Source organism: Chitinophaga sp. (genome assembly GCF_039596155.1).
Lineage (GTDB): Bacteria > Bacteroidota > Bacteroidia > Chitinophagales > Chitinophagaceae > Chitinophaga.
The window spans coordinates 17,792-42,161 of record NZ_JBCNKF010000004.1 but is presented as its reverse complement, the minus strand read 5'-3'; the positions used below and the strand labels follow the sequence as shown (position 1 = coordinate 42,161).

At 44.8% G+C, this 24,370-nt stretch carries 18 protein-coding genes; 6 read left to right on the top strand and 12 right to left on the bottom strand.

The window, feature by feature from the left end; all coding sequences use genetic code 11:
* Positions 1–19: 19 nt before the first annotated feature.
* Together ABDW33_RS05120 and ABDW33_RS05115 are read right to left on the bottom strand one after the other, a co-directional pair.
* Complete coding sequence (locus ABDW33_RS05120; RefSeq protein ID WP_343688987.1) at positions 20–781, bottom strand: CpsB/CapC family capsule biosynthesis tyrosine phosphatase; 762 nt, start codon at positions 779–781, stop codon at positions 20–22.
* A 9-nt stretch (positions 782–790) separates the two neighbouring features.
* Positions 791–1,270 (bottom strand): GAF domain-containing protein, encoded by a 480-nt coding sequence (locus tag ABDW33_RS05115; protein WP_343688986.1) that lies wholly within the window; start codon positions 1,268–1,270, stop codon positions 791–793.
* 301 nt (positions 1,271–1,571) lie between these two features.
* On the opposite strand from ABDW33_RS05115, the gene idi reads away from it, so the two are divergent.
* Positions 1,572–2,087 carry an isopentenyl-diphosphate Delta-isomerase gene (idi, locus tag ABDW33_RS05110; RefSeq protein WP_343688985.1) on the top strand — a complete coding sequence of 172 codons (516 nt, stop codon included), beginning with the start codon at positions 1,572–1,574 and terminating at the stop codon, positions 2,085–2,087.
* A 180-nt stretch (positions 2,088–2,267) separates the two neighbouring features.
* Positions 2,268–3,227, top strand: coding sequence for a (-)-gamma-cadinene synthase (locus tag ABDW33_RS05105; RefSeq protein ID WP_343688984.1), 960 nt, complete (start codon positions 2,268–2,270; stop codon positions 3,225–3,227).
* Between the two features lie 37 nt (positions 3,228–3,264).
* Here the strand turns inward: ABDW33_RS05105 and ABDW33_RS05100 are convergent, their stop codons facing one another.
* Positions 3,265–4,293 carry a hypothetical protein gene (locus tag ABDW33_RS05100; protein ID WP_343688983.1) on the bottom strand — a complete coding sequence of 343 codons (1,029 nt, stop codon included), beginning with the start codon at positions 4,291–4,293 and terminating at the stop codon, positions 3,265–3,267.
* Between the two features lie 107 nt (positions 4,294–4,400).
* Here ABDW33_RS05100 and ABDW33_RS05095 point away from each other — a divergent pair, with 107 nt between their 5' ends.
* Both ABDW33_RS05095 and ABDW33_RS05090 read left to right on the top strand, forming a co-directional pair.
* Entirely contained in the window at positions 4,401–6,032 is a 1,632-nt protein-coding gene (locus ABDW33_RS05095) for a sodium/sugar symporter (RefSeq protein WP_343688982.1), read from the top strand.
* Between the two features lie 346 nt (positions 6,033–6,378).
* Complete coding sequence (locus tag ABDW33_RS05090; protein WP_343688981.1) at positions 6,379–7,257, top strand: inositol oxygenase family protein; 879 nt, start codon at positions 6,379–6,381, stop codon at positions 7,255–7,257.
* A gap of 279 nt (positions 7,258–7,536) precedes the next feature.
* Here ABDW33_RS05090 and ABDW33_RS05085 read toward each other — a convergent pair whose 3' ends face one another.
* The 6 genes from ABDW33_RS05085 to ABDW33_RS05060 all read right to left on the bottom strand — a co-directional run bounded on the left by ABDW33_RS05085 (position 7,537) and on the right by ABDW33_RS05060 (position 16,510).
* Positions 7,537–8,049 carry an OmpH family outer membrane protein gene (locus tag ABDW33_RS05085; protein ID WP_343688980.1) on the bottom strand — a complete coding sequence of 171 codons (513 nt, stop codon included), beginning with the start codon at positions 8,047–8,049 and terminating at the stop codon, positions 7,537–7,539.
* Between the two features lie 302 nt (positions 8,050–8,351).
* The gene (locus tag ABDW33_RS05080) at positions 8,352–9,473 is read right to left on the bottom strand and encodes a cytochrome c peroxidase (protein WP_343688979.1); all 1,122 of its coding nucleotides are present in this window, start codon (positions 9,471–9,473) and stop codon (positions 8,352–8,354) included.
* A 74-nt stretch (positions 9,474–9,547) separates the two neighbouring features.
* Complete coding sequence (locus ABDW33_RS05075) at positions 9,548–11,062, bottom strand: DUF6850 family outer membrane beta-barrel protein (protein ID WP_343688978.1); 1,515 nt, start codon at positions 11,060–11,062, stop codon at positions 9,548–9,550.
* 80 nt (positions 11,063–11,142) lie between these two features.
* Entirely contained in the window at positions 11,143–12,477 is a 1,335-nt protein-coding gene (locus ABDW33_RS05070; protein WP_343688977.1) for a DUF4876 domain-containing protein, read from the bottom strand.
* Positions 12,478–12,546: 69 nt separating this feature from the next.
* A complete protein-coding gene (locus ABDW33_RS05065) occupies positions 12,547–15,597 on the bottom strand; it encodes a TonB-dependent receptor (RefSeq protein ID WP_343688976.1) in 3,051 nt (1,016 codons plus the stop codon).
* Positions 15,578–16,510, bottom strand: a complete 933-nt coding sequence (locus tag ABDW33_RS05060) for a FecR family protein (RefSeq protein WP_343688975.1) — start codon at positions 16,508–16,510, stop codon at positions 15,578–15,580. Before ABDW33_RS05060 ends, ABDW33_RS05065 begins: the two co-directional genes overlap by 20 nt.
* A 199-nt stretch (positions 16,511–16,709) precedes the next feature.
* Between ABDW33_RS05060 and ABDW33_RS05055 the strand changes: the two genes are divergently transcribed.
* The gene (locus tag ABDW33_RS05055) at positions 16,710–17,264 is read left to right on the top strand and encodes a sigma-70 family RNA polymerase sigma factor (RefSeq protein WP_343688974.1); all 555 of its coding nucleotides are present in this window, start codon (positions 16,710–16,712) and stop codon (positions 17,262–17,264) included.
* Between the two features lie 58 nt (positions 17,265–17,322).
* On the opposite strand, the gene ABDW33_RS05050 is transcribed toward ABDW33_RS05055, so the two are convergent.
* Together ABDW33_RS05050 and ABDW33_RS05045 are read right to left on the bottom strand one after the other, a co-directional pair.
* A complete protein-coding gene (locus ABDW33_RS05050) occupies positions 17,323–20,253 on the bottom strand; it encodes an FAD-linked oxidase C-terminal domain-containing protein (protein WP_343688973.1) in 2,931 nt (976 codons plus the stop codon).
* Positions 20,254–20,502: 249 nt separating this feature from the next.
* Complete coding sequence (locus ABDW33_RS05045; RefSeq protein WP_343688972.1) at positions 20,503–22,860, bottom strand: ABC transporter permease; 2,358 nt, start codon at positions 22,858–22,860, stop codon at positions 20,503–20,505.
* Between the two features lie 168 nt (positions 22,861–23,028).
* On the opposite strand from ABDW33_RS05045, the gene ABDW33_RS05040 reads away from it, so the two are divergent.
* Complete coding sequence (locus ABDW33_RS05040) at positions 23,029–23,223, top strand: hypothetical protein (protein ID WP_343688971.1); 195 nt, start codon at positions 23,029–23,031, stop codon at positions 23,221–23,223.
* A 96-nt stretch (positions 23,224–23,319) separates the two neighbouring features.
* Here the strand turns inward: ABDW33_RS05040 and ABDW33_RS05035 are convergent, their stop codons facing one another.
* Entirely contained in the window at positions 23,320–24,225 is a 906-nt protein-coding gene (locus tag ABDW33_RS05035; RefSeq protein ID WP_343688970.1) for a DUF72 domain-containing protein, read from the bottom strand.
* Positions 24,226–24,370: the final 145 nt, after the last annotated feature.

Below are 24,370 nucleotides of genomic sequence, written 5' to 3'. Positions count from 1 at the left end.
TAAAGTAAGAATTAAATAGTTAGATAGATTGTGGTACTATTTGTATTGTATTATTTTTGAATGCATAATTTTCCAGCAACTTCACCAGTTTTTTATCTTTTGCAATTGACTTAATCGCTTGTAAATGTTTGCTGTGATGTAAGTCTGTTCCTATGAAGTCAATCAGTTTATTCTCTACCAGCCATTCTGCAGTTTTCTGTATATGTTTACCATAATAACCTGTAAGTGAAAGAAGGTTCACCTGTAAGTAACATCCTCTTTGTTTAAACACCTTGTAATCTTCTGGTGTAGCATGATAGTAATTATACCTTTCCGGATGCGCCAGTATAGGACGGTAGCCCTGCGCTGCGAGTTCGAAAAGCCATTGATGGAGCTGAGGAGGCGCACTCATAAAGGAGATCTCTACAAGGATGAGTTCACCGTTCAATGTCATGAGTGGTGCTTTCATCAGCTCTTCAAAAAATTCATCCATGTAATATTCCGCTGCATGGTGAAATTGCACGGGTATATTCTTTTCAACCAGTGCATTTTTAACCTGCCGGAAAGGTTCACTGAGCGTTTCGGCTGAGTTTGGATAACGATCCATCATGACGTGGGGAGTCGTGATTACGTTCTGAATACCGAGTGCATGAAGTGTTTCAATAAAGCTTACGGACGTGTCCAGATCCTGAGAACCGTCGTCCACGGCTGGCAACAGGTGCGAGTGTATGTCAGTTCCAATACCCGCCAGGAAAGGCAGATCTGGTTCGACATTTTCAGATTTTTTACGGAAGAAAAACATAATAGTAGATTATTCCTCAAAGTTCAGGCCGGAGATTATTTCCTCCAGGTATTGCTGGTCAGTTTCGTCGAATTGGGACAAATGTTCGCTATCTACGTCCAGAACACCAATCACTTTACCATTGCGGATAATGGGTAATACAATTTCGGATCTGGAAAGGCTGGAGCAGGCAATATGGCCCGGAAATTTTTCGACATCAGGTACAATCAAGGTGGCGGCCTGAGCCCAGCTGGAGCCGCAAACGCCCCTGCCTTTTCTGATCCGGGTGCATGCTACAGGACCCTGGAAAGGGCCAAGTACCAATTCATCTCCTTTTACGAGGTAAAATCCTACCCAAAACCAATTGAATTGTTCCTTCAGGGCGGCTACGGTATTGGCGAGATTCGCCACCAGGTCGGGTTCGCCGTCAATGAGTGCCTTGATTTGCGGAATGATAGATTGGTATTGGGCTACTTTGTCTCCCTGTACGATACTTAAATCTTCTGCCATAGGGTGCAAATATACGGGAAAGTTGAGATATGGGCCTGTGCTTACCACTGCTCCATTTTAAGATAGAATGAACAAAATAATGTCGTACATTCAGTTCAGATATTTTTAACCTGGCCCGTTCTTCCTAAAAACGGTTCACCTATTGAAAGCCCCGCCCATTTTAGAAATCGTTAGAACCTTTAAAAGACAACAAAACATGAGATCCATTCATTCTCCGCCACAAGCATGACGCTTGTCATTCAGCATTCAATTTGCCAGTTGTTTATAATGCCAACCGGGTTTTAGTATATTTGTTACGATTATGGAAGCACAGGTAATTCTAGTTAACGAACAGGATGAAGTGATGGGGGTAATGGAGAAGATGGAAGCACATCGGAAAGGGCTATTACACAGGGCGTTTTCCGTATTTATCCTGAATGATGCAGGTGAAATGCTGTTACAACAGCGTGCACTGGATAAGTATCATTCAGGTGGATTATGGACGAATGCATGTTGTAGTCATCCCTTGCCGGGAGAGACCGTCGTACAGGCCGCCCACAGGCGTTTAATGGAAGAAATGGGCTTTGACTGCCCGTTGTCGGAATTGTTTCAGTTTACTTACCGTACTGATTTTGATAATGGTCTTATCGAGCATGAATACGACCACGTACTCATCGGGACTTACAATGGTACAATTAACCCGAACCCACAGGAAGTAAACGATTATCGTTTTATACCTGTCGAAACACTAACCCGGTTGTTGCAGGAACAACCCGCACAGTTTACCAGCTGGTTTAAGCTGGCAATTCCAAAATTAATTGAGCATCTGGGCAAGTAAGGTTGTCAAAATGCAGAAAGAGAACGATGGTGCTGTCATCAGAGCCGACAGCGCCAGGGATTTCTTTTCCTGAATGTTTGAGGGTTTGATCATTCCGGCATCACCGGAGGTCGGGCCCTTCCTCATTTTTACGCCCTTAAATGCCACAGATGCGTGAACCCACTCAAAATCCACTTTATTATGCCAACGATTATTTTACCGCGGATTGCATATCCGTTTCCCTCACTCATTAACCAGCATGTAGAAGCTGCACACGCCCAGAACCTGGAATTTGTGACCAAATTCGGCCTTGTTAATTCACCGGAAGGCATTGCTAAATTTAACAAAGCGCGCTTTGCGTGGCTGGCTGCAAGGGCTTTCCCTTATGCGGAGCTACATGAGCTTTGTGTAATTGCCAACTTCAATACCTGGCTTTTTATGCTCGATGACCAGTGCGACGAAGCACAACTGGGTAAAAAGGCGGTATACCTGGAGAGCGTGACGGACAGCTTTATGCAAATCCTACGCAATAATAAGCCAGCGGAGAGTATCCTCGGCCGCAGTTTCACAGATATCTGGGAGCGGATGCAGGCATTAGGGTCTCCGGGATGGCAATTGCGGTTCATCAGAAGTATGGAAGAGTACTTTACTTCCTGCCACTGGGAGGCTGGTAACCGCGCCGCAGGTGTGACTCCTACAGTTGCGGAATACGTTACCATGCGTCCTTACACAGGAGCCCTTTTTGCCGATGTCGAAGCCATCGAGATTATCGAAAAGGTCTATCTGCCTTCGGAAATTTTACAAAATTTTATTGTTCAGCGATTGGTTTTAGCTTGTAATAACATTGTTTGCTGGAGTAATGATATTTTTTCCTGCGCGAAGGAAGCCAGACAGGGAGATGTACATAATCTTGTATTGGTATTGCAGCATGAACGCAAATTATCTATACAGGAAGCAGTTGATGAAACAGCCAGGATGCATAATGAAGAGGTGAAGTTGTTTACAGCGCTCGAGAAACTGGTGCCATCATTTGGAGAAGTAATGGATAAGGAGTTAGAACGGTTTATTATGATCCTGCGTTCCTGGATTACAGCAAATTACGACTGGAGCTTTTATGATACAGGAAGATATCAGATCAGAGAGGTAGAGATTGCGCATTAGTATGTTGGTTGTACTAAAAAAGGCTGATCACTTGCGATCAGCCTTTTTTAAGTCTTCTCTCCAGCAGTTTACCGATCCACCAGAACGATGCTGCCAGTATTGCGAAAAAGAGTCCCTTGTGGGTACGGTCCCATAGATACTCGAAGTAGCGTGTATACATGTCCAGCAAAAGAAATAGTACAGCCATGTCACGGATCATCGGGTCATGTTTTTTAATGCCAAATAAAAGCGATCCTACACATAAAAATGTATAACCGATCACCCACCATAGCAGGTGTACCTGTCGTACCTGTTGCCATTCTTCCCAGCCTGAGGTGTTGCCGAAAATAGAGATCATCCAGCCTGAGAGCAGGAGGAGTAACCACGCACCCGTCCATGTAATATCTTCTATCCGTTTATAATGTTTGTTCTTATAGAACATCGCGTGAATGCCCATCATGATAAGTGCCAGCAACACCATCCGGCAGGGCAGGTTCATGCCCCAGAAATAAGGTTGGCCATCACTGAGAAAATAAGTAAGTTTCACATAAGCAGGAATGAGGCAAATGAGTGTAGCTGACCATAGGAGCCTGCTGGAGAGCATAACGCCAAGCACACCATATGCACAAGTAGCGAGTAACCAGAACACCCCATAGTTACCATTGAGATAATGCAGTGCCTTGCCCAGGTAAACTACGCTGACTCCTATACTAAGCACCGGGAGCAGCCAATATAATTCCCTGTTGAGTGAATATACCGGATAGCGCTGCTGACGGCGGTATCCATGAATACACAGAAATACGGTGAGTACCGCGAAACCCGCAGCGATTACGCCGTCTCCGAGGGCGAACTTTTGCCGGAGCACTTCAATCCATTTTTCGTCAAGTACCAGTGCGCCAAAGGCCATGAGTGCACAGGAGATGGCTGCAATGAAGATGTAGAGTGTAATAGCTTGCCAGTCCGTAGTGCGGATGTGCCAGGTGCTCCGCAGGTTTTGAGCCTGCTCGGGCGAAATGAGGGAATCATTTTCCCACTGGGAAACGGCTCGTTCGAGTAAGTGGGCGTCTTTTTTGTCAACTTCCAGCATATTGGGTAAATATAATATAAATTGAAAAGCCTGCATTAATTCCGTATATTTTACTTTCTTTGCTCAGTTAGAATTTTCGTTAAGGTCTATTAAACAGCTTAGTTGTAATGAACCACTTACAGCAACTCGATTATATTGTATTCCTGATCTATTTTGTTATTGTAGCTAGTTATGGCTACTGGATCTACCAACGCAAGAAGTCTGCCATGGCAAGTTCCAAAGACTTTTTCCTGGCAGAAGGTTCATTGACGTGGTGGGCAATTGGTGCTTCTTTAATTGCGTCCAATATTAGTGCTGAACACTTTATAGGCATGTCCGGGTCAGGTTTTGCACTTGGGCTGGCAATTTCTACATATGAGTGGATGAGTGCAGCGACATTGATTATCGTAGCAGTATTTTTTATTCCGGTCTACCTGAAAAACAGGATTTATACCATGCCACAGTTTTTGTTGCAGCGATATAATTCTACGGTGAGTACAATTATGGCCGTGTTCTGGTTACTGGTATATGTGTTTGTGAACCTGACATCTATTATTTATTTAGGTGCGCTGGCTATATCTGCAATTTCAGGAATTGACTTTTACTGGTGTATTTTAGGACTGGCGTTGTTCGCTGTGATCGTAACACTCGGTGGTATGAAAGTGATCGGGTATACAGATGTGATACAGGTAATCGTGTTAATTGTGGGAGGGCTTGCTACTACATATCTGGCATTGCATATGGTGAGCAGGCATTTTGGATATGGAGATGATGTTTTTAAAGGGTTGACATTGATAAAGGAGAAAGCCGATACACATTTTCATATGATCTTTCCCTCTACGCATCCATATTATAAAGATCTGCCGGGACTATCAGTATTGATAGGAGGGATGTGGGTCAATAATCTGAACTATTGGGGCTGTAACCAGTATATTATACAACGTACGCTGGGTGCGGATCTGAAAACGGCGAGGAGCGGTATATTGTTTGCCGCGTTTTTGAAACTGCTGATTCCGGTGATTGCGGTGTTGCCAGGAATAGCAGCTTACGTGTTGTATCAAAATGGGGTTTTTGGTGCGGAATTGCACGATGCGACCGGGGCTTTGAAGCCGGATCAGGCATATCCGACATTATTGAATTTACTACCAGCAGGATTGAAAGGACTGGCGTTCGCGGCCCTTACTGCGGCCGTGGTTGCATCTTTGGCCGGTAAAGCAAATAGTATTTCGACGATTTTTTCGCTGGATATTTATCATAAATACTTTAATAAATCAGCAACAGAAAAGCAATTGGTGAGAGTGGGCCGGTACGTTGTGATCGTGGCGATGGTAATAGCAGCATTAGTTGCGCCAGCGTTGCGTACTTTAGATCAGGCATACCAGTTTATACAGGAATATGTAGGGTTTATCGCGCCTGGCGTATTGGCTATCTTCCTGTTAGGTTTATGGTGGAAGAGAACAACTACCCGGGCTGCGATGGCTGGGGCATTATTGACCATCCCATTGTCCGCTGTGTTGAAGTTCCTGCCAGTTTGGACAGGTGGGGCTTTCCCGGATTTCCCGTTTTTGGATCGGATGAGTATTGTATTCGGGTTGTTGATGCTGATTATGGTGGTAATGACCCTGATGGAAGAGAATAGCAAGTTCTATCAGCCGGTAATAATAGTGGATAGGAAAATGTATAAGGCTACACCGGCTTTTGTAGTGGGATCAGTGATTATAATGGGGATTTTGACGGCATTGTACACCGTATTCTGGTAGGTAATTAATAATGTAATAAAAGTAAAAAGGCAAATCTATACAGGTTTGCCTTTTTGCTTTTATTTATATACGGATATCAGACGCATTGTGCAACTGTATACTTTGAGCACAAATTGTTTTGATACTGTTATTAATTTGTCCTGAATGTGATCGAACCGGCCTCCCGAACTATACACGCGTTTCGCCCTTTTTGATGAAAATGCCTTTTAAGGGTTGTTTTTTGAAAAAAGCTTAAAAGTGGCTCAAAATGAGGCATTTTTAGGTGAAATTATTTGTTGAAATCGATTGTAATTTGTAAATTAAGGTTGTCAAGCCTGATTGCACTCTTTTATTTAAAACTACACGTATGAAAGCACATGATTTCTCCGGTGAGGAGCTACGCCCACTGCAGAGTATTGAACAATGGGAAGATGATGTACTCCTGCGCTATCCGGATGCAGGTGAACCAGCCAAAGCCAAGGAAGAGTTTCGAAACTACGAGAACCCAGGCAGGGATACTGTCCGGGATTTTTACCGCCTTAATCATACCTATCAGACTTATGAGTTTGTGCAGGAGAAAAGGGCAGATTTCCTGCGTTTTAACAGGAAGGAAATGCCTGTATGGGGAGCTATGGAATTCCTGAACACATTAGTAGACGATTCTGATCCGGACATTGACCTGGATCAGTTACAACACCTGCTCCAGACGGCGGAGGCAATCCGCGCGGATGGTCATCCTGACTGGTTTGTATTAACAGGATTTATTCATGATATGGGAAAGGTGTTGTGTTTATTTGGCGAAGCTCAGTGGGCAGTTGTAGGAGATACTTTCCCGGTCGGATGTGCATTTTCTGACAAGATTGTGTATCCTGAGTTTTTTTCGTTAAATCCTGATACAAGAGATGAACGTTATAATACGAAGTACGGTATATATAGCCCTAACTGCGGATTGGATAATGTGTCGATGAGCTGGGGGCATGATGAGTATCTATATCAGATGATGAAGGATTATTTGCCGGAGCCGGCGTTGTATATGATCAGGTACCACTCTTTTTATTCGCAGCACAGGGAGCATAGTTATGAGCATTTAATGACTAAGCACGATAAGGAAATGTTTGAGTGGGTGAAAAAATTTAATCCTTACGACTTGTATAGTAAGAGCCCGAAACCACCGGTTATATCAGAATTGAAGCCTTACTACGAAGATCTGATAGCGAAGTATCTACCCGCCACAATCAGGCTGTAGAATGGGCTTACATTGAAAGGTGATCTGTAAAATAGAGTGGCCTTATTAAAAGTCTTGTAGTAAATACTAGTGAATGTTACAAAATAAATGCGGCCGTTTCAGAAATGAAACAGCCGTTTTTTATTCAGACAACTAATGGAAAAAAAATCTTTATCAGGGTGGTTAATCGTTTGATTGTTGTTTGAGCTAATAGTTCCCCTCCCTTCCCGGGAGGGGACTACCAGCTCCAATTCCCGTTTTGTTTGTCGTTTGTGAGGGTTATCAATGGCGAAAGACCGCTTATTTTATACCTAATCTTTGCTTGGCTGCCTGGAAGAGGTCTTCGCAGGTAGCAGTGATCACAATATCTTTAGAGTTATCTAAAACACACACATAGCCTTTTTCCGCAGCCAGGTCTGAGATGGCTTTTTTCACTTTGACCAGTATAGGACTGGTTAGCTCCTGTTCACGTACCGAAAGCTGTTGTTCCATTCTTTGACGGAATTCTTCGATATTGTTCTTAGCCTGTTCAAGCTCTTTCATTTTTACTTCTCTGATCGCAGGACTATATCTTTCCTGTAAGGTGTCAAATTCAGCTGCCCGGGCCTGATACGCAACGACCAATGCCTGTCCGTCTTTGATTAATGCCTGTTGATAATGTTGCAGTGAGTCATATGCTTTTCGTGCTTCCGGCATACTGATAACTAATTGTTGCATATTCACGTAGGCAATTTTTGCCTGTGCGAATGAACTGGAAGTGGTAAGCATGGTAATGCACAGCAACAGGATAACGAACGTAAAATTTTTGCACATAGGCTTTGTTTGGTTAGAAAAGGATAGCGAATTAACAACGTCTTCATTAGCAATCCCTTCGGTTAGGGACTGCGCTGGCAGTTGATCCGCTACCGTGATTGCGCTAAGGTGAAAAAAAGGGTTTTAATAAAAAGTTAAGGTTATGATAAAGGAAAGTTAAGCTGGAGGGTATAGGGCAATAAGACAATTGGGGAGATAGGAATGCGATGCAACATTCCTGTTGATAAGATTTCCTGGGCGGTCAGAATAATTTTGTGTGCAGGAAGCTGCCCGGTTTCCCGGAACAGCTTTCCTGTTCTTTGTCAGTCAGGTAACTGTGGCCTGTTTACATGCATCGGTCTTGCAGATGCCGCACGTAAAAACGCTACCAACGCGTCTCTCTCCGCGATTGTTAATCTCAACGGCCGCATGATCTTATCCGTTACCGGAAACATCGGATCATCTTTCAGCGCCGGCCTTGGCTGAAGCCGCATCCCACTATTATATAAATTAATTACACCCTCTAATTCAGGGAACAATCCGTTATGCATATATGGACCTGTGTAGGCAACATCTCTCAGCGAAGGTGTACGGAATTTACCTACATCAGCAGTATCTTTTGTTATCTCATACCTGCCCAGGTCTTCGTATTTACGCTTGTAATAAGTAAGACCAATGTTGTGAAACTGCTTATCTGTTAAATATGTACCGTAGTGACAATTCATGCATCTTGCTTTGGTACGGAACACATGTAGCCCTTTTATCTCCTGGTCGGTGAATGCACTGTCCATACCCTGTAAGAACAGGTCAAAACGACTCTTTCTGCTGCGGATGGTTTTCTCAAACGCAGCAAGTGCATTACTAATGTACTCCAGTTTTACTTTGTCCTTGTAAACCGTTCTAAATAACGAATCATAGCCTTTGATCGCCTGCAATTTTGCAGGTAATAATGCAGTATCCATATCCATCTCGTGATGCGCACTTATAGGTCCGAAGATCTGGTTGCCCAGCGAACCTGCACGGCCGTCCCAGAAATAGCTCCGTCCATAAATGAATACATTTAACAATGTCGGAGTATTGCGGGTGCCCTGTAAATGATCATTGCCTAATGAAACCCTGCGACCATCTGTCCACGCAAGGTCCGGTTCGTGGCAACTACTGCACGAGATCTGGCTGGACCGCGATAGGCGGGGATCGAAGAATAACAATTTGCCTAGTTGGACTTCAGGGTCTTTCATGCCATCAAACCATGCGTTTTCTTTTGGCAGTGCCTGCATTTCTTCATATTTAACTCCGCTGTCTATATCGGGTCTGGGCCATTCGGAAACGGGTCTGCTATAGATTGTACGCAGTGAATCTGCTTCACTCTTAAAATGATTAATTGTGTAACTGTTTAGTGAACATAAAATGATAAAGCTTCCTGCTATCAAAATTGACCTCTTCATGTTGGTGTATTAAAGATGAAATTGCTAGTCCACGACGACGTGTTGTAAAGGATAATGCACCTTTACCTGGTGTATTAAAAATAGAATTGCAACGCTATGTTCCCGTAAGTTCTGTCCTTCCCGGGTCTCCATGCTCCATCCAGTACAACGTTACTTTCATGAAATGCCGTTGTATATGCTATAGTTCCTTTCAGCCCGGCGTAAAACCCTTTGAAATGTTTGTTGTACTGTATAGAGAACATACCACCTGCACTGCTGGCAGCATTGAAGTAATAGTCATATTGTATTACCTGGTGCGTGAAATAATTGACATTCACTGATGTGGTGTATATAGCTGGATTCATTGACTGCGTGTAATGCACCGATAAATCAGTCCCCCAGTGATCTTTCTTTTTAGTAGTATAATTATAGCCAATATTGGGCTGTACCGTGATGTGTTCATATTGCACATGATTGCCGGTGATACCATCCATCCGCTCTTCTGTATGATTGTTCAGTTGCACGCCATAATTCATATTGCGGCCGGTGTACACTGCACGAAAAGTATAGCTTTCGGAACGGTATTGATAATTGTTGGCTTTATACACAATCTGGTAATCTTCGCCCTTCTGCGCCTCATAGGCAAAGGATGCCAGAAAATGCCCCTTTGACCATAAGACCTGTGCTTTCGTTGTAGTCAGTGTGTAATTTTCCAGTGTATCAAATCCTCCGTCAGAACGGTAATAGTAGAATTGCTGTTCTTTGATACGCTTTGCTGTGGCAGCAAGCGTACCTATGTATTTGTCCTTGCAGATCAGAGAAAAACCAGCCCCGTTTCGTCTGAAGCGTGTTCTGTAATTGCGGTTTGTCAATTTGGGATTGGGGTCCGCATATCCATTGATCAGGTAGTTTACATAATCCGGATAAACGGTGCTTTCTCCATAGCTGTCATTCTTGTAAGCTACATTTACTACTTCGGTACCATATCCATAGTAACCATCGATGGTACCTGTGAATTTATTCCTCAGGGAATAACCTGTACCTGCATTCAGGTTAAACTGGTAATCGTTGATCGAACCTCTGGGATCATTTACGCTAAAGTGATTACCGATGCGATAGTCGGCACCAACAGAAAGGGGGAGGTGATGATTGAAAAAATAATGCGATAACCCTACGCGGGTTTGATACAGTGCCCGGTGATAACTTACGGCAGCTGGCGAACCATAATAGTATGGCGCTGTCGGATTGTTTCTTGTCTGGTGGCGGAAGCGCGTACTGTCTTCTACTATCCGCTGGTAATTGAAGGAACCCCAGAGTGCTGTTTGGCCTAAATTGGTTTTACCTTCTGTACTGAAAGTAAATGTCCTGTCAGAAGTAGCATCCTGCGCGGCTGCAAACTTACCGTTGTGTAATCCGTAGTCAAGCTTCACGGTGTTGAAACCCATAGGCATGAGATGAGGAATGAAGGTAGGAGAAAGTTTGCCGGCCTCGTAAAGCAGGTATCTGGTGGAGTCTGCTGCCAGTGTCATTGCTGGCAGCTCCTGTTGCCCTTGTGCAAAGACAACAGGAGAAACGCCTATGCTGACTAAAATTAATAACAGTCTTTTCATTATCTGAATCCTTCCGGAATAGCCACTGCATTAGTTGAATACATCAGGGGGCTATTTCATTTTTTGAATCCTATATCTTATTATTTGAATCCTCCTGGAGTAGCTACGTCGAAGTAATCAAAATCTTCAGTTGAGTTGTTCGTATCTTTTAAAATGATACGGCCATTCAATGTTTTCTGCGTTTTACGGATCACCGATTGTGAGGAGTAAGCACCTTTAGGAACAGCTGTAAAGCCTGCATCGTATTGCGCACCGAATTTTTTAGGGATGCGGTCTTCTGCAGTATTCGGCTGGATTTCTACTGCATCTATCACATACTTCAGTGGAATCTGGTAGTATTTCGTTGCGTTAGACGAGGGGGCGCTGGTAGTGGGGAAGTTGTACATGGGCCAATCTTTCACTATTGTTGAACCACCTGCCTTGAAGATGACATAACCATCACGCCCGTTGTTGTCCAGTATCCAGTCGCTGCCAAAATATTGTAATACTACTAAGTTGGGTACATTCACATTGTCGACATCAGATGCCAGCGGTGACGTCAGGAAGGATGCATAATACGCTTCGAAGTCGGCACTACTCAGATCGATGGTCAGAGCCGGATTTTTTACTGATATTGTTGAACCGTTTGCGCCTGTCCAGGGCACTTTGTGGTTCATGGCGGTTTGTGCAATGACGATACCGCTGCCTGGTTGTACAGGATAAGTCTTACCGGTACCAGGTATCATAAGCAGTGTGCGGGTATACACATAATCGTTATTTGCATCAATATCTGCTGGCATGTTTACAGACTTGCTCCAATCCATCTGGCCATTTTTTTGTGTATAGTAGTTGCTGGAAGTGAATGACTGTCTTCCAAATACCTGCCCGATATACAGGCTATCTGCATATAATACCTCGTCACTGTTGTTGTATACTTCGATGAACTGGTCACGGTACAGGGCTCCGTCTGTTCGGTTGGAGCCGGCAAAATACACCTGCTTGATCACCCATTGACCGGTAGTACCGGCTACCAGTATCATCTTCATTGCCACATCCCTACCTACCGCGATTGCCGTGTTCTTTTCCGAGGCGTTGAAGGTAACATCCTCAGCCACGTAAGTACCCGTGATAGTGTAATAGTTGTCCGCAGTGATGGTGATCGTTGCGTCTACATCGTAAGTGCCGGCTGGAATGCCCGTGAAGCGTACGATGCCGGAATCATTGGATGTGGATGAAAGTGTACTGGCTGTACTGGTATTGGTAATTTTTACCTGTACGTTTTTTACCGGAAGGGTATATTTGCTGGAGTCCAGTGCATAAGAGAGATTGACCGTGAGGTTCACGGGTTGTATACCAGTGGTTACACCGCCTTCCTTTTTACACGAGTACATGGCTGGGAAGGTGATCAGCAGCAGGTAATAACAGATCTTTTTCATTATTCTTTTTTTAAATTTTAGAGATAGCTGGCCCCGGAACGAGGACCAGTATCAGGGAATCGGATGTAATTAAAACTTCACGGATACCTCCGCCCCGAATGTTGGTGACGCATTGGGGAATTGATATTGATTTGCCGCGTTTATGTAGTAAGGCTGATAGTTGAAAACATTGTATACGTTGAAGGCAAATTTGAAACGCTTACGAATCTCCTTTCCTACACTCATATGGAAGTTCATCAAGGGACCTGGTGCCCTGTTTGCATTCGTTTCACTCTCAGGCTGATATAAGTATCCATATCTCAGGTCATCCTTATTAAATGCAGCGAGATAAACAATGTCATAGTTATTCGTCATATACGCAACCGGAATACCACTTCTGGCGGCTGTAGTTGTCTTGCTGATCAGTATACATTCCGCAGTAAACTGAATGATCAGGCTGATCTTAGGAATATGTGTGACCGAAGTAATGCGACCGGAACTGAAGGTGGTATATTCATTTCTCGGAGGATATAATCCCTGCAGCGCATAGTCCGGATTTGTATTGGTTATACTACCGGGTCTTGATACCCAGGTATCGTTCGTTGTGCTGGAGAGGGAACGGTTAATACCTGTACTCAACGTAAATGATGTCGCAATTGCCTTTACAGCCGGTGTAGACATTATCAGTTCGGCCCCATAGCTGGTTGACTTTAAGCTGTTAGAAAATGTATGGGTGGCAATCTGAAAACGTTTCATACTATCCACTGTGATGATCGGTTTGGAACCCGCTACCTGTGTAGCTGAATACATCGGGAGCGTCACCGGTGTATATTGCACGGTTGTGTTCACACCATCTGTATTCCATTTGGCATATGCATTACCTGAGATATTCCAGCCATGCTTACGGTATTGGGCAGACAGTTCAAATGTCTGGCTTTTAGCCGCCTTCAGGTTTTTATTAGTCGGATCATAGCGGTTTACATAAATCAGTGCAGCACTCTCTGCTTCCTTGCCGTTATATGCATTCAACAGTGGAATCTCTGTGAAAGAAGGCCCCGGGTACCGCATCGCTAAACCCGGTGATTTAAATGCCAGTCCATACGCCAGCCCCACCCTCAGGTATTTGTTTAGCTCATAGTTGGTATTGATACGCGGGGAACCACTGAGTTTACCATTCTGTACATCCAGCCGCGCGCCTGCCCTCACATGCAGATAATTATTGGCAATGGGCGTTTTAAATACATCTTCTGCATAAAATCCGAAGTCGCGCTGTGGTACGATACGGCTATAATCATAATATCGCTCGCCCATGGTCTTGCCGCCGGAGCTTGTGTTGATATTAGCGCCAATGCGTGGATTGCTGGGGTCAGATAACTGGCCCAGACCTTTGTTGCGCCCCCAGTTGTAGTTACCGCCCACTGTAAGGTAGTGATTGATACGACCGGTGCGGAATTCATTTGCAACATCCAGACTCCCGTTCAGACTCACCGGCCTGCCATCTACAATGGCCTGTGCGGTATAGATACCCGGTGCGTAAGATCCTTCGTGAATACCGGTAGTGGTGGCCAGTGTATATAGTACATACGCATTGTTCACCTGCCATTCCCTGTAAGTATATTGGTGTCCTTCACTGTAACGTAGATTGGCAGTAATGTTTTTTATGAACTTGCTATTTACGCGATAAGTCACCTTATCGGAGATACTGAAGTTCCAGCTGTCGAAGCGGGCTTTCGCAGAGGTCGGATCATCCGGGTCTCTTTTTATCCCATCCAGGTTACGCCCGTAATCCACGATGGTTGTATTTTTCAGCCGGTTATTTTGACCGTAGTAATTTGTCCAGATAATGTTGCCGTTGAGGCGCTCATAGTTCTTTAATTTATCACGACTATCAAAAGTTGAGTTCACGTAATTGAAGCTGGTATTCATTACACCCGCTTTGGGTGAAAGCCGGAAGCCTTTGCTAAAGCTGGCGGTAGTAGCTGCATCCCGCAACTGTGTACGAAAATACCCTTTGGAGACACCCGCCTGTCTCTCTATAATGATCGCACCATCGGTAAGGTCGCCGTATCTGGCAGAAGCAACGCCAGCAATGACTTCAATGCTTTCTATATTATCAGGTGGGATCTGGCGGAGGTCAGTACCACCATACGTATAATCTCCTGAATAGCTGGTAGTGCCGGCCCCACTCAATCCCCAGCCGGATCCACTGGTGATGAATGAGTTGGTCATTCCCCTGTAACCCGGATTGTATCCCTGCATATTCATGTTGTTGGAAATAGTGTTTCCGTCCATGACAATGGCCACACCGAATGAGTTACTCAGTTCGTAGGCGCCCCTGTTATTGGTAGTAGGGGCAAAACTTGCACGTAGATTGATCTGCTGTACATTTTGCAGGGAGGGTGCTGTTACTGCTCTGTTGGGAATCTGGTTCAGCAGGTCGTTCAGACTTAATGCAGGTGTTTGTTCGATCACTTCCCTGGTGATCATGAGCGAAGAGTTGGAACTACCTTCCATGGAGCGGCTGGCAGTGACTGCTATGTCTTTTAGGCGAAGGCTTACCTCTTTTAAGAACACGACCGGTAATATGGTATCGGTATACAATTGTTCGATCCTGCGCGTTTGTTGCTGGTAACCTACATATGAAATCTCCAGGGTAAAGGTGTTGGCGCCGGAGAGGATCATGGTGAAGTTACCACGGTTATCGGTAGTGAAAAACTGATTAAGTTCTTTAAGACGGATACTGGCGGCAGGAAGCGCAGTACCATCTTCAGCGAGCACGCGACCGGATATAACGAATCTGCTTGTGGCTACGGGGGGTAGGGGAACTGCTTTTTTGGGCGCCGCAGTAGTTGCTTTAAAAACCACAAGACGGTTTCCCTGCAGGTGATAAGTAAGGCCGGTCCCGTTGAGCAGGATCGTGACAATGCCTTCTATTGACTGCTTCTCAAACGATCGCGCAGGTACAACAATGTCGCCTGCATCAGCGGGATTGAATGCAATGTTTACACCCGACTGTGCAGATAATGCCAGCAGCGCATGATCCAGCTTCCAGCTTTTCTCTGTGCGGAACGAGATCTTTTGTGCATGGCAAATAGCTGTAATGAGCAGCAGACCGGCGATTTTAATTACATCCTTTACCATCTAATATGATTTCTTCCTGTTGAATTGTATAGGTGATTCCGTAAATCAGGGTGAGATTGTCCAGAATATCGCGCAGCTGATCACCTGATGTAAAACTCACGGTGACATGGCATCTCAGCATGCTATTGTTTTTAGCGTTGAAGTGCACGTGATAATTTTCCTGCAGGGATTGTAACAACTGGCTGAGCGGAACATTGTTGAGAATGAATGTTTGCCGCATCCAGCGGGGATCTTCTGCGGGAATAGGTGTGACCTGCCGGGTATACCTGTTGACTGTTATACCTTCTCCCTGATGAATGAGTTGGTTTTTGACCATGACTATGCCACTCATTACACTGACTTTTTCTTCGTTGAGTGCCTGGTAGCTGCGTACCTGGAAACTGGTGCCGATATCTGCTATCCTCAGTCCCGTAGCCGTAGTGACAGTAAATGGGTGGTTGACATCATGTTGTACTTCGCAAAAGATTTCACCTTCTTTAAGAATGATTTTTCTGCCACTATATTGGATCGTAGTTTTCGTATTCATCCAGATAACAGAGCTGTCAGGGAGGATGATTTTCCTGACACTGTCAGCTGTGCTGAGTGTGATCATAGCGTTCGTATGCAGCCATAGGTAACTAATACCTACAGCCACTAAGACAGCAGCTGCTACGCTTACCCGTTTGATGATACGGTAGATGTGTGTGGGCTGATTAATTTGCCTGCGAAGTGTGTTAGTGGAGAGGTGCAGTTCTTTGTCGACGCCCCAGTTGTAAATACCGTATACAATTTCTCTGGCCTGGGCTACAGTATCTGGATGTGTATGGCTAATAGCATCCCAGTGACGGATGGTGGCCTCGTCAGCCCGGTCAAGGCAATATTGAATAAAGCTGTCGTCTAACAGTAATGATTCTATGTCGAATGGCTGAGTCATACTATATAGAGCAGTCAGATTTTTATTTTTACCCTTGCCTTTTTGGGTAAGAAAAAAAAATAATCCTCTGAAATGTTTTGTGGTAAGGGATTTCAGGGTAGATGATCAATTTGGGAAAATTTGATTGCCTGCATTTTTCCCGAATACGTAAACGATCGTTTTTTGAATAAGGTAGTTTTGCTGCCTTAATTGCCAACATATGGGTGCCAGGGATACAAACGAAATCCGGGCGTTATGGAAGGCATTTGTAAATAATCGTAGCGAACAGGATTTTTATGCATTGTACCGTCAGTTTTTCCCTTATTTATTATCGATAGGATTGAAGATCACGACAGACAGGGATCTGCTGAAAGATGTCCTGAACCAGCAATTCCTGCAGTTGTGGCAGCAGCGGGAAACGTTGCAGGACATTGGATATCCGCTTACTTATGTGACAACTTCCTTCAGGCGAAAGTTATTGAAAGAGGGAGGGATGCTGTCGGCAGTATCAGAACTGACCGATGAACATTTACAGCTATACACTGAACAATCTCCGGAACAGGTATCCCTGCATCGGGAAGAAAATATTTTGCTGCAACGAAGAATTACAAATGCTATTCAACGTCTCTCGAAGAGAAAACAATTATTAATCCGGCTAAAGTATTTTGAAGGATTGTCTTACGCGGATATGGCTACGAAGACAGGTTTGTCAGAGCGCACTATTTATAACAAGGTGCATGAAGCCATCAAAGAACTGAGGAAAGAGTTGACTTAAATAAAAACGCTTTTGCATCGGCAAAAGCGTTTTTATCTATCATTAATATAAGTTGCTTTTATCTTAGTGCATCGAATAAAATCTCGATTGGATGCAGGGCCTTTTTGCCTGTACCGTCTTTCACCTGGTGGCGGCAACTCGTGCCCGGTGCCGCAATCAGGGTCTCTTCACCGGCACTTCTTACCGCCGGGAACAACACCAGTTCCCCAATCTGCATGGATAGCTCATAGTGCTCTTCTTCATACCCAAATGATCCCGCCATACCACAACATCCGGAAGGAATAACTTCGACGGTATATTGAGCAGGTAATGATAGAATATTTTTGCTGTAAAGTGCAGATGACAATGCTTTTTGCTGGCAATGTCCATGCAGTTTGATCTGTTTTTTGTCAGCTATGAACTGATCGGCTTTGATATTTCCTTTTTCAGCTTCCCTGTTCAGGAATTCATCTATCAGGAATACATTTTTGGCTAATGCTTTCGCTGCTGCTCTCAGGTCTTCTCTGACAAGATCCGGATATTCATCCCTGAAACTCAGGATGGCTGACGGCTCTATACCTAACAAAGGTACATTGTCGTTAATCACCTCACTGAAAATGCGTACGTTCTGTTCCGCGAATGTCCTTGCTTTGCGCAACAGGCCTTTAGACAGCCATGCGCGGGCACTTTCAGGGTGTTCTATCATCACTGCCTCATAACCTAAGCGATACAGTAATTGTATTGCTTTGATCCCGATATGTGTATCATTGAAGTTGGTAAATTCATCACAGAAGAGGTACACCTTTTTAGTGGCTGCCGGCAGTGCTGCCTTTACCGCTGGCCACTCTTTCTTATACCAGCGACGCAGGGTGGTTGCCTGTAATCCTGGTAATGAACGTGCTTTCGCAAACCCGGAAGTCTTCTTGATCAGATCACCGGTAGCTTTTGTATGGATCATCCAGTTGTACAGTCCCGGAACGTATTGTGCCAGTCCATTCAGCCGGTTGTAGTTGCTGATCAGTTTTGCTCTGAAAGGCACTCCGTTTGCATCGTAATAGTGCTGCAGGAATTCCATTTTCAGTTTCGCCATATCGACGTTAGAAGGGCATTCTGACTTACAACCCTTACAAGCCAGGCAGAGATCCAGTACTTCTTTAATCTCCTGGTGGTCGAAGCGGTTTTCCTTTGTTGAATGCGTCAGGAACTCACGTAAGATATTGGCCCTTGCACGGGTAGTATCTTTCTCATTACGCGTAGCCATATAGCTGGGACACATGGTACCACCGCTCAGTTGTGTCTTGCGGCAGTCGCCTGATCCGTTACATTGCTCAGCATGTTGCAGGATAGTTTGCTCCGGGAAGTGGAAAACAGTCTGGATAGGCGGTGTTTGCTGGCCTGGTGTATAGCGCAGCATGCTGTTCATGCTTGGGGTATCCACAATCTTATTTGGATTGAAGATGTTCTCCGGATCCCAGGTATATTTTACTTCTCTGAGCAGTTCATAGTTCTTATTACCAATCATCTGGCGGATAAATTCACCACGCAGACGGCCATCTCCATGTTCACCGCTCAGTGAACCCCTGTACTTCTTAACGAGGGTTGCGATCTCTTCGGCGATCTTACGGAAGAGGGCATTGCCTTCAGGTGTTTTCAGGTTGATAATCGGACGAAGGTGGATCTCTCCACTACCCGCATGCGCATAATGTACGCAGTAAAGATCATTTGCTTTCAGTATCTCATTGAAGTCGCGAATATAATCAGGCAGGTCGTAGATATCAACTGCCGTATCTTCGATCACTGGCACAGCCTTTTCATCGCCGGGCAGGTTGCTCAGTAAGCCAAGACCTGCTTTACGTAGTGTCCAGATCTTCTTCGTGTCTGCACCGAACAGCAGGGGAAAATGATATCCCAGACCTGCAGCTTTCAGCTCAGCAGTGAGGCGGTCGGCAACCCCGGTGATTTCTTCGCGGGTGTCGCGGAGGAATTCTACTACAAGGATAGCCCCCGGATCTCCCTGTACGAAAAAGCGGTTCTTGCTTTGTTCAATATTATCTTTTGTACACTCCAGGATGTAGTGGTCGATCAATTCACTGGCGCTGGGTTTATATTGCATGGCGATAATATTCGCACGCAGGGATTCATCAACATTATTGAAGTGTACACAAAGCAAACCTGTCTCTTTAGGAGGCAGGGGATCCACGTTGATTTTTATTTCTGTCAGGAATGCGAGGGTTCCCTCTGAACCGGCAATGAGTTTACAGAAGTTAAAATCTTCTTTACCGGCTGTAAAAGGTGCTGTTTCCAATAGCAGGTCTACAGCATAACCGGTATTTCTGCGGAGGATACTAGGTTTCGGAAATTCACGGCGGATCTCTTCCTGGTGGGAGTGGTTACCCAGCAGTGTGCGCATTTGCTTATAGACAGCCGTTTCCAGACTACCATCATTCTTTTCACAGCGGGCATGAAATTCTTCTGCAGAGATAGCATTGAAAGTGACGTCAGAGCCATCGCTGAGAATAGCTTTTACTTCGAGCAGGTGTTCACGGGTACTACCGTATACAACAGAGTTAGAACCACAGGAGTTATTTCCAACCATCCCACCAATCATGGCGCGGTTGGCAGTGGAGGTTTCCGGTCCGAAGTAGAAGCCGTATGGTTTGAGGAACATGTTGAGCTCATCGCGGATGACCCCTGGCTGCACTCTTACCCAATGTTCTGCTGTGTTGATTTCGAGAATTTTGGTGAAAGTACGCGACACATCAACGACGATCCCGTTGCCAACAACTTGTCCGGCGAGCGACGTTCCGGCTGTACGCGGAATTAACGACGTTTTGTTTGCCCTCGCAAAACGGATCAGTGTTTTGATGTCTGCTTCATTGGCTGGAATAGCAACGGCCAATGGCATTTCCCGGTATGCAGAAGCATCTGTGGCGTACAAGGTACGCATGGTATCATCGGTGTATAACGTTCCGGTCAGTTCACCGGCAAGCTCCCTAAGCTTTTCGCGCATATTATTCTTCCCTTTTCAGAGAACAAAAGTAAGGTTTTGATCGGTGGAATGCAAATGAGTGAATTTGTTAGATTTTGTCTAATTTTCACGGGATTTATTGAAGAATATTCCTGTGAACAATAAAAAACTGCTTTTGCAGGGGTAAAGCGGTATTCAAAGGCTGCCAGTTAGAACATGCATTGCTCACCGGACCAGGCCCCGATACTTTTCCCGGCCTGTTCTTACGGCAGGCTGAGGAACACCAGGAGTTTATTCAGATTGTAATGACCGGATGGGATTCATAAGTGCCGCTTTTATAGCCTGGGAGCTGACTGTGATCAGCGCGATTATACCGGCAACCAATCCTGCTCCCGCAAATACCTCCCAACTGATGGCTATCCTGTAATCAAAATGCGCCAGCCATTGCTGCATCAGATAAAAGGCACAAGGTGAAGCAATAACACCCGCCAGTATCACCAGCCAGACGAAGTCTTTTGACAGCAGTAACCATAGTTGTGGCAGTGTAGCCCCCATCACTTTTCTGATACCTATCTCTTTCGTCCTGCGCTCTGCCATGAACATCGCCAATCCAAACAGCCCCATACTGGAAATCAGGATTGCCAGCAATGCAAAAGAGGCTGCTAAAGTGCCGACCTGGTTTTCCATTTCGAATTTATGGGCAAAATCCTTGTCCGTAAAAGAATACACAAATGGCTGGTCTGTATTGTATTTTTCAAAAACGGGGGTGATGATATTGAGTGTTTTCGAAATATCTGCACCTGGTTTGAGGCGAACGAGTATATTGTTGGCTTCTTCTTTCTGAAAGATAATCGCCAGCGGATAGGCAGTCTGGTAAGGATTGTATAATACAAGATCTTTTATAATACCGATAATCGTAAGTGTATTCGACCCGGATTGAATGGTTTTGCCAATAGGGTCTGTGTATCCTATTGTTCTGAGTGCCGTCTCGTTAAGAATTACAGCACTGGAATCTGACGGATGGCTGGGATCAAAAGCGCGGCCCTGCATGAATTGCATGCCGGTCGCTTTGTCGTAGTCCCAGTCAGCCATGATCACATCCATGCTTATTTCAGCCTTGGGATCTTTACCCTGCCAGGAGAAATCGCTCCACTTGTTATAGTTGGCTGTCATAGGTTGAGATGTTCTGGTGACCGCAGCTATCTGACCACTACTCAGGAGTTCCTGCTTCAGAGCCGTGTAATTTTTTTTAAGTGCAGTACTCGTATTTATAGAGAGCAGGTTATCTGGATTATATCCCATGAACCGGTTTTGTGCATGCCTGATCTGCTGGAATACGATAGCGGTACAAATGATGAGTGCAATGCTGATGGCAAACTGGAAGACAACTAATACGCGGCGCAGTGTAACCGGACTTTTGCCTGTCTTTACCGGGCCTTTCAATACAAGTACCGGCATAAAAGAAGAGAGGTACCAGGCAGGATAGCTGCCTGCCAGTAATCCGGTGAAGAAGCAAATGCCTAAAGCCATCCACGCATGTTGCATCGAGAATTGTACATGTGTGATGCCTACCTCCCCCAGGAAAGGCTGTATGAGTAATATTAAGATGATTGCAATAATGAAAGCCAGCAACGCTGTCAGGACAGATTCACTCAGGAACTGACCGGCTAATTGTATACGTCCGGAGCCGATCGCCTTACGAATACCTACTTCTTTCGCACGTTTTTCAGATCTTGCCGTACTGAGATTCATGAAGTTAATAGCGGCAATCAACAAAATAAAAAGACCAATGATGGTAAAGAGATGTACATAACCAGCCCTGCCGCCCGATTCTTTCCAGTTCTTAAATTCATTGTACAGGTGCATGTGTGTAAATGGTTGCAGTTCCAGGAATTGGTTATCATGCCCCGGGTCATGCTCGTTGATTAATCCGCTTACCTTCTTTGACAAACCAGCCATAGTGGCTCCCGGATTCAGCTCTACCGCATTCCATGCAAAGTTGACTCCCCATCTGTTATTTGCATCCTTTACAAATGGAGATTCTCTTTCCATTAAAGAAAAGGGCATGATAAAGTCAAACTGAAAAGTTGAATTTGGCGGCAGGTCTTTCATGATCCCTGTCACCTGCAATTCCATATTGTCTACCCTCACAATTTGTCCAAGGGCAGGTGCATTACCAAACAGGGAATGTGCCTGTGAGACTGTCAGTATAATGCTGTTCGGTTCATTCAGGGCGGTATGGACGTTACCTTCCATTAAAGGGAACGAGAACATAAGCAGAAAAGCCGGATCGGCGAAAATGCCTGTCCTGAAGAACTTTTGAGTACCATAGGCAATGCCCATCTGATCAGACTGACTGATCCTCGAAGCGCGTTTCACTTCCGGATAGTTATGTTGCATCAGACTATAAAGGGGGAGGGGAGTAGTATACGTTGTCTCTTTCTCATTATTGAACAAGGTATGCCTGATAATGATACCTATCCGGTCTCCATTTTTATGGAACTGATCGAAGCTCTTTTCATATTGTACCCACATGCCGATGAGCAGGGCGAAAGTCATACCCAGGGCTAGCCCTGTAATATTGATAACGGAGAGTCGCTTGTTTTGTACAATGTTGCGCCAGGCAACACGGCAATAATTCCTGATCATAAAAAAATAATTACCACAATGATACCAGTTTGTAAACGCCTGTAAATGAGCTTGTTTTGTTTTGCAGGCTGTTCGTTTTCAGGAACTTGTGTCCGCTTGCGAACATATTGGCTGGCATGGTTTCTGGACCATTATCGTTAGTATTATTAAACCCAAAAATAGTGAGTTATGGAAATCAGAGACAGATCAATAGGCAGCCACGGCTTAGAACAGGGAGGTCCAAACCTCGGAAATGATTATAGTCGTGATATTACCCGGGAGGTGACGTCAGATGATACAGAAAAAGTCATCATTCCAAAGAAAGACAAGGAAAAGCAGGAACAAAACAAAAACAAAGGCGATAAAAACCAGGAGCAGCAATAAGATGATGGCTGCTTATAAGGTAGGGCGGTTAAAAGGCGAACGCTTTTTAACCGCCTTTTTTCTGGAACTGTTTATAGTCCCTTGCGGCAGGTTTATTTAAAATAAAGATTGCTGTCTGGGCTGGAACACAGGCTTAGGCACGCTGATGCCGCACACTTCTTTTAGTTTATCGATAAAATACACAGTGGCCTCCACATATGCCATTTCATCCTGCATATGCATAAAAAAGTACAACTCCTGCAGCCCGTTCTTTGCCCACTTGTCAATCCTTTCCACCCAGTCATCCATTCTTTTATAATCTGTTGGATGCAAACTATTCCCCACAAAGCGAACCATAGACCCCGGTGTGGGCAGTTGCATGTGTACACAATCCCTGCGGCCGGCAGTATCTGTGATGACAGCACCGATTTTCAGCTGCCGTAAGGTGTCGAAAAGTTCTTTAGTGACAGCCGGATTGTTAAACCAATCGGGGTGCCTGAGTTCAAGGTACCATTGCAGGTCTGTCGGCAGATTTTGGAGGTATTTATACAGATTCTCCCGACGGTTAGGACTGTAGTTTTCACCTAATTGGAGGAATATAGGTCCAAGGTTCTCTTCGAGCGCGAGGATCCCTTCCAGGAAAGCTGTGGTTTGATCCTGCGCATTCACCAGGCTGCTATAATGACTAATGGACTGCGGAACCTTAGGACAGAATTTGAAATCCTTCCTGTTCACACGGGCCTTCCATTTCCCAATGGTGAGCGGGTCATAGATCTTATAATGTGTCGCATTGAACTCTATACAATTAAAGTGATGAGGATATTCTTCAAGGTAATTGGCTTCTTTGGTACCTTTAGGATACAGGGGCCCTACCCATTCCTTCATTCCCCATCGGGGAGCTCCGATATAGACAGACAGATTCGCTGCTGGCAGACCGGGTAATACAAGTAGATTGTCCTTCGGGTCGGGCAGGGTAAAGTCTATATTGTTTAATAATGAATCATTGACGCGGCCGAATTGCATAAAAACTATTGGAAATTAATAACCTTCGAAGATAAGATTTTTCACTATAATCGCCTTTTCAGCATTCCGTGGTTACATCGCCTCAAAGTGTGGTTACTGATATTGCCTTATGATAAAAAAATGTTATGGACTGAAAGGCTTGCTA